12 protein-coding genes are annotated in these 11,829 nt (G+C 39.6%); 5 read left to right on the top strand and 7 right to left on the bottom strand.

All coding sequences use genetic code 11. From position 1 onward, the window contains the following. Positions 1–8 precede the first annotated feature (8 nt). Positions 9–677, top strand: coding sequence for a uracil-DNA glycosylase (locus FCI53_RS12380; RefSeq protein WP_138419326.1), 669 nt, complete (start codon positions 9–11; stop codon positions 675–677). A gap of 217 nt (positions 678–894) precedes the next feature. Further along, positions 895–2,100: a cystathionine gamma-synthase family protein gene (locus FCI53_RS12375; protein WP_138419324.1), complete on the top strand. Its 1,206-nt coding sequence runs from the start codon at positions 895–897 to the stop codon at positions 2,098–2,100. A 78-nt stretch (positions 2,101–2,178) separates the two neighbouring features. Here the strand turns inward: FCI53_RS12375 and cypC are convergent, their stop codons facing one another. The 4 genes from cypC to FCI53_RS21895 all read right to left on the bottom strand — a co-directional run bounded on the left by cypC (position 2,179) and on the right by FCI53_RS21895 (position 5,879). Continuing rightward, positions 2,179–3,435 (bottom strand): CYP152 family fatty-acid peroxygenase CypC, encoded by a 1,257-nt coding sequence (gene cypC, locus FCI53_RS12370; protein ID WP_138419322.1) that lies wholly within the window; start codon positions 3,433–3,435, stop codon positions 2,179–2,181. A gap of 110 nt (positions 3,436–3,545) precedes the next feature. Further along, a complete protein-coding gene (locus FCI53_RS12365; protein ID WP_138419320.1) occupies positions 3,546–4,673 on the bottom strand; it encodes an SDR family oxidoreductase in 1,128 nt (375 codons plus the stop codon). Between the two features lie 106 nt (positions 4,674–4,779). Next, complete coding sequence (locus FCI53_RS12360; RefSeq protein ID WP_138419318.1) at positions 4,780–5,223, bottom strand: YndM family protein; 444 nt, start codon at positions 5,221–5,223, stop codon at positions 4,780–4,782. A 281-nt stretch (positions 5,224–5,504) separates the two neighbouring features. Beyond that, entirely contained in the window at positions 5,505–5,879 is a 375-nt protein-coding gene (locus tag FCI53_RS21895; protein WP_246050095.1) for a hypothetical protein, read from the bottom strand. Between the two features lie 393 nt (positions 5,880–6,272). Here FCI53_RS21895 and FCI53_RS12350 point away from each other — a divergent pair, with 393 nt between their 5' ends. Beyond that, a complete protein-coding gene (locus FCI53_RS12350; RefSeq protein ID WP_246050094.1) occupies positions 6,273–6,989 on the top strand; it encodes a transposase in 717 nt (238 codons plus the stop codon). A gap of 199 nt (positions 6,990–7,188) precedes the next feature. Beyond that, positions 7,189–7,752 carry an NUDIX hydrolase gene (locus FCI53_RS12345; RefSeq protein ID WP_138419314.1) on the top strand — a complete coding sequence of 188 codons (564 nt, stop codon included), beginning with the start codon at positions 7,189–7,191 and terminating at the stop codon, positions 7,750–7,752. An 86-nt stretch (positions 7,753–7,838) separates the two neighbouring features. Here FCI53_RS12345 and FCI53_RS12340 read toward each other — a convergent pair whose 3' ends face one another. Continuing rightward, positions 7,839–8,681, bottom strand: a complete 843-nt coding sequence (locus FCI53_RS12340; protein ID WP_138419312.1) for an aldo/keto reductase — start codon at positions 8,679–8,681, stop codon at positions 7,839–7,841. 772 nt (positions 8,682–9,453) lie between these two features. Between FCI53_RS12340 and FCI53_RS12335 the strand changes: the two genes are divergently transcribed. After that, complete coding sequence (locus tag FCI53_RS12335) at positions 9,454–10,287, top strand: hypothetical protein (RefSeq protein ID WP_138419311.1); 834 nt, start codon at positions 9,454–9,456, stop codon at positions 10,285–10,287. 34 nt (positions 10,288–10,321) lie between these two features. Here the strand turns inward: FCI53_RS12335 and FCI53_RS12330 are convergent, their stop codons facing one another. Then, positions 10,322–10,927, bottom strand: a complete 606-nt coding sequence (locus FCI53_RS12330) for a hypothetical protein (RefSeq protein ID WP_138419309.1) — start codon at positions 10,925–10,927, stop codon at positions 10,322–10,324. Between the two features lie 369 nt (positions 10,928–11,296). Beyond that, positions 11,297–11,482, bottom strand: a complete 186-nt coding sequence (locus FCI53_RS12325; RefSeq protein WP_138419307.1) for a type Z 30S ribosomal protein S14 — start codon at positions 11,480–11,482, stop codon at positions 11,297–11,299. Between the last annotated feature and the right edge of the window lie 347 nt (positions 11,483–11,829).

The following is an 11,829-nucleotide window of genomic DNA, read 5'->3' as shown; positions in this document are numbered from 1 at the left end:
TTGAATGAATGACAATATTACACAATGATTGGGCTCCGTTGTTAGAGGAGGAGTTTGAAAAGCCATATTATCAGCAATTGCGAGAGAGATTGAAGGAAGAATACAAGACAAACGTAGTTTATCCTAATCAAAATGATATATTTAATGCACTACATTATACAGGTTATCAAGATACAAAGGTGGTCATTATTGGACAAGACCCATATCATGGAAAAGGACAAGCGCATGGGTTAAGTTTTTCGGTTCAGCCAGGAGTTACCGTTCCACCATCGTTAAGAAATATTTATAAGGAATTGCATGCGGACTTAGGGGTAGAAATTCCAAATCATGGTTGTTTGGTGAACTGGACGAAACAAGGTGTGTTGCTGTTGAATGCAGTCTTAACTGTCCGGGCAGCGAGTCCAAACTCGCATCGGTCACTGGGGTGGGAGAAGTTCACAGACAGGGTGATCGAACTGTTAAATGAACGCGAAACACCAGTTGTATTTATTCTTTGGGGAAGGAATGCACAACAAAAGCAATCCCTGATCACATCGCCAAAACATTACATCATTAAGTCGCCACATCCCAGCCCATTTTCAGCGAATAAAGGTTTTTTTGGAAGTCGCCCATTTTCCAAAACAAATGCCATCTTGCGTGAAATTGGATTAGAAGAAATTGATTGGAGCATTACATAAATCGGTGGGACATGGGGACAGGGCACTTGTCCCAGCCCAGCCCAGTCCAGTTGAATCCAAATGTGGGACAGTAAACCTGTCCCCATGTCCCGGAGTGTATGGTGGGAGTGTGAGATTTTCTTACACTTTGTCGTATGGTAAAAAGGTGTGTCATTCAGTACGATGAGAGTATATGGGTGTTCAGCCCATATATTTACATTGACAAGGGGTGGTATGGATGACAAGGAAAGAACATCGTGCAAGTGTTGATACCCGCTCGGTATGGGCTGGAGAAAAAGAGTATCGGGTACATGGTGCAACACAAGTTCCTGTTGTTCATAGTGTTTCATATGGTTATGACGACATGGACCATTGGTTTTATGTGGCTACTGGTAAGGAAGAGGGGCATATTTATGGTCGAAATACTAACCCGACCGTTCAATCTTTCGAAGATAAAGTGAAGGATTTGGAAGGGGCTAAGGCTGCCACAAGTTTTTCTACCGGGATGGCTGCTATTAGTAATGCGCTAGCAACTTTTCTAGTTCCAGGAAACCGTGTTGTATCGATTAAGGATACGTATGGTGGTACGAACAAGATATTTGATGAATTTTTACCCAAGCTAAATATCGATGTCACTCTTTGTGAGACGGGGAATCACGAGGAAATGGAAGCGGAAGTAAGGAAAGGATGCGACATTCTTTATTTGGAGACACCAACCAATCCGACTGTGAAAATTACCGATATTGAACGGATGGTTAAGGTTGCTCACGAAGTTGGTGCACTTGTCTTTGTTGATAACACGTTTGCAACACCGATTTTACAAAATCCACTTGATTACGGCGTTGACCTGGTGATTCACAGTGCTACGAAGTTTCTAGGTGGTCATGCGGATGCACTAGGAGGCGTTGTTTGTAGTAATGATGAAGAATTAGTAGAAAAAATTTATCATTATCGTGAAATAAACGGTGCAAGTTTGGATCCAATGGCAGCATATCTATTGTTGCGAGGAATGAAGACGTTACATTTACGGATCAAGCAACAATGTGAAAGTGCAGATAAAATTGCCCGCTTTTTGCAGCAACATGATAAGGTCGAAGCTGTCTTTTATCCAGGTTTAGAAAATCATCCAAACCATGATATTGCAAAAAAACAAATGCGTGATTTTGGTGGAATGTTGAGTTTTGCTGTGAAAGGGGAAATGGATGCCGTTCGTCAATTCTTACCACGACTGGAATACGCCAATCGAGCGGCAAACCTTGGTGCAGTTGAAACAACAGTAGGTCCTGCTCGAACCACAAGTCACATTGAAAATACACCAGAAGAGCGTGCTGCACTTGGTATCCCAGAAGGCCTCGTTCGTTATTCAGTAGGGATAGAAAATGTTGATGATCTAATTGCAGACCTAAAGCAAGCACTTAGCTACATTAACTACACCGACAACTGACATTGAACGTGGGACAAAGGGACAGGGACCGTGTCCCAGCCAGCAAATGGGACAGTGGACCTGTCCCCATGTCCCACTCTATTTTCGGTGGATGTTGGTCATGATGAAGCCGCTTTTTGGTAGTGTGGGCATTTCGTCTAGGCTGTAATTTAAGTCTTGGTTGGGAATGTCGAATTCGATTTTATTGACAAGAAAATCTATGGTTGCTTTCATGACCTCAACTGTGACACCTTCTCCTGGACAACGGTGTCCTTTTGCTGGATCGCCTCCACCATGAGGGATAAAGTCAAATAAACTTCCATTCCACTCGGAAAATCTACTTGGGTTAAAATCATTAGGTTTATCCCATAAACGCGAATCATGGTTGGTGCCATACATATCAAGCAAGACAAGTGTCCCCTCTTCAAAATGACAGTTATTCCATGAGAAATTTTCACGAACTCTGGCCCCTACAAACGGTCCAAAAGGGTAGTAACGTCGCACTTCATGGATAAACATCTCCAACTCACTATCACTAGCTGACTGTAGTTTTTCCTTTTCATCTGCATACTGGTGTAGCGCTAGAGCAGCGAATGTAATATAGGTGGCATTTGCTACAATTGGTCTCAGAATGTTGATTAGTTCAATTGCGGCCATTTGTGTGTTTAATTGATTTCCATCAGGCTTCTTATAAAAAGCCATTTCGTAAAGTGCTGTTCCTTTTTCTGCAGAAAGGTTTCCAGATCTGACATCTTCTACTATCCCTCGAATCCACCCTTCAGCACGATTGCGAGCTACTCTTCCTTTCCAGTGTTCTGGGCCGATTGTTCCAAAGGCATAGATCATGGAAATAAAGTCGTCTGCCCGTTCCGCAACTTCTGATTCGGCAAGTGGAACCCCAGCCCACTTGCAAACGACACGACAAAGAATATTTTTGGCCTCATTAAAGAGAACCACTTTTTTCATATTCTCCCATCGTTCAATAGCATTTTCCAATTGTTCACTAATAAGCTTGGCAAGTTGCTGTTGATGGGATGGTGTTAATAATGACATAAACAGAAGCTTGCGATGAAGGTGGATTTCGCCATCTAGCGTTTGGATCGCATTTTTCCCAAATAAGGTTTGTTGAACACGTTTAGGTGCTGCTCCTTTCCGTGTGAATTTTTCCGAATCATAAAAAACTTTTGCTGCTTCTTTCCCTCGCATACAAAGTACTTTTTGGCCTAACAGATTTGCTTCAAAGATATCCGTATTATAACGATCCATTCGATTTGGAATAAATAAGAAGCCTTCTTTTAATAAATTAACGCTATTGTCCAAAGTTTGATCTTGTGGGATCTCTTGATTTTCTGCCATATGACTTTGCTCTCTCCTTTTTCATAACTCTAACTATAGTATTAGATTTGCCCTTATGTTTAATCATTTGTTTTCCTGCAAAAGTGGAGGGAGGTAGTACGCTTCGATAACTAGGTACTACCGTGCTTTTTTCTCCTAGCGATCGCTAAGAAAATGCCGCCTATCGCAGCGACTGTGATTGCTGAGAGTGCTGGCTGTTTAGCTGCTTTCACATAAATGCTTTGTTCACGAATCCAACCAACATTGGTGCCTCTTTCATGCATTCCATAACCAGCATGGTACAGCGCACTATTGTTATTTGAATCTGAAGGACGGTTAGCATACTGTGTGGGAGCCATCAACATTTCAATTAGTTTATCTGTTAATCGTGGAAAAAGAGTTCCCAACAGTGCCAAAAGTTTAGCTTGCGAACCAACATACATGTCGCGTTTCGGGTGTTCTGCAGCAAAAAGAATTGCTTCAGCGACTGCTTCTGGTGGATAAATCATTCCTTTGTGTACAGGATGTTCATCTAAATAACTAGTGGCGTGCTCGTTATATGGCGTGTCGATTCGCCCGGGATGAATAAGGGTAACAGAGACTGGTACCTTTTCTTTTTCCAGTTCCATGCGTAGACTTTCTGTCCAGCCATGGACGGCAAATTTAGATGGAGCATAAGTAGATTGGATGATCGTACCGCGATCACCGAAAAGACTTCCAACATTAATGAGCGCTCCAGGTATGCCGCGCTGTTTGAAATGGTTTACCGCAACTTTGCTCCCGTAGACAACACCCCAATAATTGGTATCGTGCATCCGCTTCATATCTTCGATGCTTACATCCATTGCATAGCCGTAGATGGTTACACCAGCATTATTTACCCATGTATCAAAACGTCCAAATTCCTTGATGGCTGTTTCAGCAATTTTTTGAACGTCTTCTTCAATTCCTACATCTGCTTGTACATAGGTCGCTGGGTAGCCTTGTGCTTTTAATTCTTCTGTTAATTGTTCCAAAGCCTTTTTATTTCTAGCGGCTAAAACGAGTTTTGCCCCTCTATATGCCGCCATTCTTGCTGTTACAAGCCCCACACCACTAGAAGCTCCTGTAATGACAATCACTTGCTCATGCAAGGGCTTTAAGCTTTTTTTTAGGGCAACTTTCTGTTCCAAAACTTGAGGGTCAATCGCATGCCTACCATTTAACCCAATCACCTTATCATAATAGTCATTATCACGTGCAAAACCCTTACGTTCCATATCGAAAACCTCCTATCCTTCTAGGTGGGACATGGGGACAGGGTCCGTGTCCCAGTTGATAGCGCTGGTGGGACAAGTGCCCTGTCCCCATGTCCCAGTCTGTGAACTATTTCTGTTTGTTTTTGATGTCAGGATCTAATTCTTCACTTGTTTCGGTTTGAAGATTCGCTGTAGAAGAGGGGCGAGAGAATGTTGGATAATCTTCATTCACAAATACATGATTTCGTAAGTAGCGATGGTAAATAGCCTCGCCGATCGTTATTATGATCGCTGCGATGAAGGAAGTGGTGACTAACGGAAGTACACCTTCAAAAAAGTAACCACCGAGTACCCATATACCAAAGAAAGCAACTACAAAGTCACCAACTGTTGCCATGACATTACCTATTCTTGGTAAAAAGAAGACATCAACAGCAAATGCAAATGTTGTTAGAATTAAACTTGTTATGAATATATCACCAAAATTAACCCCAAAAAATAAGCTGAATACAACCCCAATTACTACAGTGACCATAACGAATTTTAGGAACAAAGCTTTCGTATATCTCATAGGTTCCTCCTTTCTATTGATTTATTAGCTTGCGCATAAAAATGAGCAGATTTAGGTGTGGTGATTTACGGCTTTTATCCCGGTGCAGTCGTCCTTAATATACTCCTACCTCAAAACATGATACAAAACGGAGATGTATAAGTGAGAGTAAACTTTCGCTTTCATCCCGATGATTCCGGGGGACTGCAATTCTCTACATGTCGCAATAACACTCAGTGGGGGGAAGAGCAAAAACCCCCACTGAATGGAGTTTCACTTTATGAAATAGTAATTAAATATTACTATTGTTGACTAAAACCATTTCCACCAGCTTGGTTTTGTGCGGATTGTTGATTTTGTTGTCTTACTTCCTCCGCATTTGTTCCGGCAAACCCAGGTTGGAAAGCGGATTGTGTTCCGTTAGTTGCTGTTGCGCCGTTTCCTGTTGTTTGTTGAAGATTTTGTTGTGTTTGTCCTTGTTGTTGATATTGTTGGATAAGTTGTTGAATTTGATTCAACTGTTGAGCTGCATTTTGTTCAAGATTTGCCATTTGCTGTTGTTGCTGGTCTCCAACTTGTTGCCCCTGAAGTTGTTGGGCATTTTGCGCCTCTTGTTGTTCTAATTTTTGTGCCATCTGTGCAATTTGATTAAGAACTTGTTGTGCTTGTTGTGTCATTTATCCTTCACTCCTTTCAAAAGATAATTTTAATTTGTCTTTTTAGCCACCGAGATATTCCCCAATCATGTGAATGGTAGTTGTTTCTAATGATGGGGACATGGGGACAGGGACCTTGTCCCGGTTGGTGGCAGTTGTGGGACAGTGTACCTGTCCCCATGTCCCGGCAAATTATGTGACTAATTTTTAAAGGTTGTGTTCTTTTAGCAGGAATTTGTTGATCTATGTTGAATCGATTGATAAACATAACTGTTGTATCCGTATCTAACAAGTTGCTACGATTTTCCGCTTATAAGCCAGGCATTAATATCAGCCAACAAAAAATCCTCGAGGTGATCAATACGATGTCAAGATTGACCAAGAAAGAAAAGTCCAAATGGAATGTATCACGTTATGTTAAGAGGTATTAACAAACAAACTATTTTTGAAGATGATGTCGACAGATTGAGGTTATTAGATACAATTAAGAACTGTAAGGAAAGAGGCCAGATCCGAGTCTATGGTTATTGTTTAATGGATAATCACATTCATTTATTGCTACGAGAACATGAGGAGGAACCAGTATCCAAGTTTATTCAAAGGCTTAGCGCCAGCTATGTTTCTTGGTATAATAGCAAATATGAACGTTGTGGTCATTTGTTTCAAGAAAGGTTTAAAAGTGAGAATGTCGAAAATCTCCCAAAGTTTTTAAAAGTACTAAGGTATATTCATCAGAATCCCATCAAGGCTGGACTAGCTAAAGACGTGTTTTCCTGTAAATGGACAAGTTTACATGAATATTACGTCAAGAACCCATCAATAGTTGATACCGATTTAACTCTTCAATTATTTTCCCTCAAGCGAACAGAAGCCATTCAGTATTTTTCCGATTATATGAACAAAAGAAATGATGACGAGTATTTAGACGATTATAATCAGACAAGGATATCTGATTATGAAGTAATAAACTATGTAAAAGGACTTGGTCTTGATTGCAGTACCTTACAACATTTAGAGAGAGAAAAAAGAAATAATATTTTGTTAACGTTAAAGCAATTAAATGGCGTTACAATCAGACAACTATCACGCGTAACAGGCATATCTAAAAGTGTGATTGATCGCATTAAATAAACTGGGACAAAGGGACAGGGCACTTGTCCCAGTGTTAGCAAGCATCAATTAAGGGGGATAGGAGTGGGACGCCAAACCTGTCCCCGTGTCCCGCCGCTGGCTGTAAGACTCGACTGATTGACGTTTTACTTTATCGAATATTAGAAAAAGGATTATAATGAATATGGAGAAAGCATGATTCTTAGAAAGTAGGGTGAATATGAGTTGGGTGGAATTGATTAAGAACTACACTGTTTGGGACGAGCAAGAGCGAAAAGATAAAGCGATCATTATCAACTGTATGGAGACTTTTGATGATATTCTCACAAGAAACAATGAAGTTGCGCATGTAACTAGTTCTGCTTTCGTTGTCAATAAAAAGAGGGATAAAGTGCTGATGGTTCATCATAACATATACAATTCCTGGTCATGGACAGGTGGACATGCTGATGGAGATGAAGACTTGCTTTATGTTGCCGAGAAGGAAGTTAATGAAGAAACCGGTGTAGAAAAAATAAGTGCTATTACCGATGGGATTATCTCGCTTGATATTTTACCTGTAAAAGGACATGAAAAACGAGGCAAGTATGTAGCACCGCATTTACATCTGTCCGTTGCCTATTTATTTGAAGCTGATGAGAATGAACAACTTCAGGTCAAACCAGATGAGAATAGTGATGTCAGTTGGATTCCTCTAGAACAAATCGAAGAATGTTGTGCAAATGAACCACATATGATGCACGTCTATAAAAAAATAATCACCAAAATGAATGCACTGAACTAGACTGGGACAAGGGGACAGGGCACTTGTCCCAGTCTTTTTTGCAAGAAATGGGACATCAAACCTGTCCCCATGTCCCACCACCAGTATTAAAATTCTTCGTATATGGCTGGGTCTTGATTTTTCATTCTTCCATCTGGACGTGAGAGGTTTCCAATTTTGGACATATCGTCATCGTCTAAGGAAAAATTGAAAATAGACATGTTTTCACGTTGACGGATAGGGGATGCTGATTTAGGAATAGATACGGCACCTAATTGATAATGCCAACGTAAAATAACTTGTGAAATAGTTTTGTTGTGCTTGTCAGCAATACTTTGAATCGTTTGATTATCGAATGCTTCATTTGCACGTGCTAACGGACTCCAAGATTCCGTTATAATACCGTGTTCCTCATGCCATTTCCGTTGTTCTTCTTGATTGAAGAAAGGGTGCAATTCAATTTGATTGATCGATGGCAACACACCCGTTTCTTGTTTTAATCGTTGCAAGTGTTCCGGTAAGAAGTTGCAGACACCGATGGAGCGGATTAGCCCCCATTTTTTAGCATCGATCAATGCTTGCCATGCTTCTACATATTGATCTTGGTTTGGATTTGGCCAATGAATCAAATAGAGGTCATAATAATCAAGGTTTGCGCGATACAGTGATTCTTGAATGGTAGTAACTGCGTCTTCGTACGTATGATACCGTCCGGGAAGTTTTGATGTGATGCGCAAGTCCTCTCGTCGCACTGAGCTTCGTCGCACCCCAGCCCCAACTGTCCCCTCATTTTCATAATTATAAGCTGAATCAATTAATCGATAACCATGATCGATCGCATTGGCTATTGCTGCGGCCCCATGATTTCCTTTAAGTTTATAAGTTCCTAAACCAATAACTGGAATACGTAGACCATCATTTAATGTAATCTCTGGGATGGTAGTTGTCATTTTATCACTCCTCATTTTAAACAAGATGAAGAACCTTCCACTTTATATACTTCGTCACACACAACCAATTTCCTGCCTGAAGTGGGACAAGGGGACAGGTTTGTTGTCCCACAATCAATCTGGGACAACAAACCTGTCCCTCCGTCCCATCACCACCACCTTTGTCCCGCCAATCAAAAAAAATAAAAGTTTTTTAAAATTATTTTTAAGCACTATCACTTGGGGGATTTGAAGTTTTACTAGAAATAGTTGAACGTGAATTTAAAATAATGATCAAATAGAGTCTTTAAAAATATAAAATCCTCATTTTAAAGGGAGATTGACTTATGAGATGCTATCATCTATCTTAAAGATACAACGAATATGAAACAGAACTAAATCATCCGGAAGCAATCGTCCCTAAAACTCCTACTTCAAAACTAGATGTTTAAGGGGGGAAAAGTTTCGCTTTCCCACTGATTGATTCAGGCTACATCCAATATGGCAAGGGCAAAAACCCCCACTGATTTAAGTTTCACTTTATTCGTTCCCAACCTGACCCCTTATCGTTTTGCCTCATTTTCCCTCTACGACTATCTCCATTGCATACGATCCAACAAAATCTCACGCAAAACGATTAGATCCTTTTAACACAAGTTTTTTCCGTTCTATGCTGAAGTAGATATTCGACAAAACATGTTAAACAAAATTTGGTGTATCCATTTAAGAAAATATTTCTGCAAATGATTACACTAGATTCAAAGTTAAAATCTTTTACTAAGGAGTAGATGAAATGAACCGAGTCAATCAAACGAAGAAAGAGAAGAAAAGAGCTATGGAGGAACAGGCATTTATGTACGCGTTTTCACATCCTGATGAAAGGAATAAATACCTTGAAATGCTTCAACTAGGATCCGAGTTTGATATGCGACCACGTTCCATTTTTACTTTTTATGGTCAAGACCTAATCACGTATAAGCAGCAACATCATTCGTGCCCCTATGTGAATGAATTTCTTCGCATTTTTTCCATCTTTTTGAATGAGTGGGATGATGATCGTGCTGATAGTTGGCACCAATGTAAATTCCACTTTTGGGAAGCGTTAATAATAGCTTGTATGCCTAACTATATAAAAGTTGCGACAAAACAAAATGAAAGCCAAAATTTTTTAACCCAATTAAAGAAATTTGTTAGTTGGCTTGATGAACGTAACGGTTGTTCTTGGTTTGAAACGATAGAAAAAATTGCAACAGAAAACTTGTCTGAATTACAAAGGTGTGAAAGTATTTTAAACGATTTATATGTTCAAAATTATCCGCATCTCAACGCTAATAATCTGGGCGTATTAGAAGACTTTGATAAGGTATTTAGTGAGTTAGAGGCTTGTAGTATCAACATGCACAGTATTTTTGAGGTGAGTCAGGTTTCAGACGACATTATAACCTTGATTGATTTAGACACATGGAAACCTTACCAAATAATAAATACAGCAACAAATAAACCATCACCAGGATTGCTAATTGAAGGAGTGTTTGGTAAAAAAGAAGAGGATCTGTTTTGGACATTGTATTTTCCTAATTCTGTATATCCGAATAAGGCGAAGAGTTATTTTGAATTTGTTGATTGAACGGAGTGATGGGGAGCTACCCCCATCATCCAAACTATTCCATAGTAAGTGACAAAGAATGGACCATCGAATGAATGTAATCTTGAGTTGCATATAATAGGAAGTAATGGCTTTCTATACCATCTACTTCAACAGGTTGAGGGTATTCTAATATAAATGCTGTTTGTTGATCAAAATCTTCCCGTTGATCGTCTGAAGGTAAAATAATACAACCATTTTGTTCCTGGATTGTAACTTCTTCAATGGTTGGTTCAGTTCCGTATGGATCAAATTTACTGAATGCATATTCTTCACAAACAGTATTCAATGGTGTGACCTCACCAGGGGCATCAACAGAATTGGCAATGATACTCGTTACTTCAAAGAAGCCATTTTCACCTTCATATCTGATCGGTTCATATTCCCCTACATCCATTTGGTGCCAAGAGGAAGGATAGCGAAACGAAATGTGTAACGTATCATTTTCATAAATAGACCAATCTTTCTCTTCTAGTTCTGTTCCTAGATTTTTGCTATTAGATGGACTTGCATTACTTGATTCACCTGCTAGCGCTTGGTTTTGTACTGTATCGTAAAGTGCATAACCAATGCCAATTGCAAAAATTCCTAATAGTAAAATAGAGGAAATTACTTTTTTCATTGTTCACCTCCTTGTATGAATTTCTATATGTATAGACGTATTTCTAATTTAGTTGTTACACAGTTTCATTTATTTATCCCATATGTAACTGGAAGTATGCCTCCCACTTCACTCTAGGAAAGAAGATAAATGGGGAGGGGAGGGCCTGCGGATCACTTCTTTACTAAAAATCAGAAGGATATGAGAGGCACAACACTGATGGAAGTTTCATTTTATTGCTTCTTATTAGATAGTAGCCATGTCACTATTTAAGAGGAGGCGGAAAAAGTTCATCGCGATGAAGAAGAAAATCCCCTAATATGGTAGTTTTTGCTTTGTGCTCTCCTAAGTACAGAAGAATGGGGACAGAAAACCTGTCCCCATGTCCCTTTACCAACTTGCTTTTTTGACTCCAGGAATTTGCCCTTTATAAGCTAATTCTCGGAAACAAATGCGGCATAGTTTAAATTTGCGAATAACTGAATGTGGGCGTCCACAGCGCTCGCAACGTGTGTATTCTTGTACTTTAAACTTTTGAGGGCGCTTTTGTTTGGCGACCATTGATTTCTTAGCCATTCTCGTTGCCTCCCTTTTTTAAAATAAAAAGATATATTGTAAGGAATTGTTTAATAGATATAGAGAAATATAATACCAAAGAATGGTTATGTAGTAAATGGTAAATAGTGGTTGCTAAAATTAACGAAAAAGTACGTGGGTAATGCTGGGAAACTTTCCTCTTTTTTAGCGCAGGTGCAACTGGCCACACACCAACTTTGCGAACAGATCATTAGCAAAATTAACTGAGGTGGGACAAGGGCTCCTTATCCCACCTTCTATTAAATACGGTTATGATGTATATACTTAAAAAAAGTCCAACCTGAATCGCAAATTAGGAAAACTCCCTATTCCTAGATCAACAGAAT

This window comes from Aquibacillus sediminis (genome assembly GCF_005870085.1).
Classification (GTDB): domain Bacteria; phylum Bacillota; class Bacilli; order Bacillales; family Amphibacillaceae; genus Aquibacillus_E; species Aquibacillus_E sediminis.
Note: the sequence above shows the minus strand (reverse complement) of the source record. Positions and strands in the feature narration are given on the sequence as shown.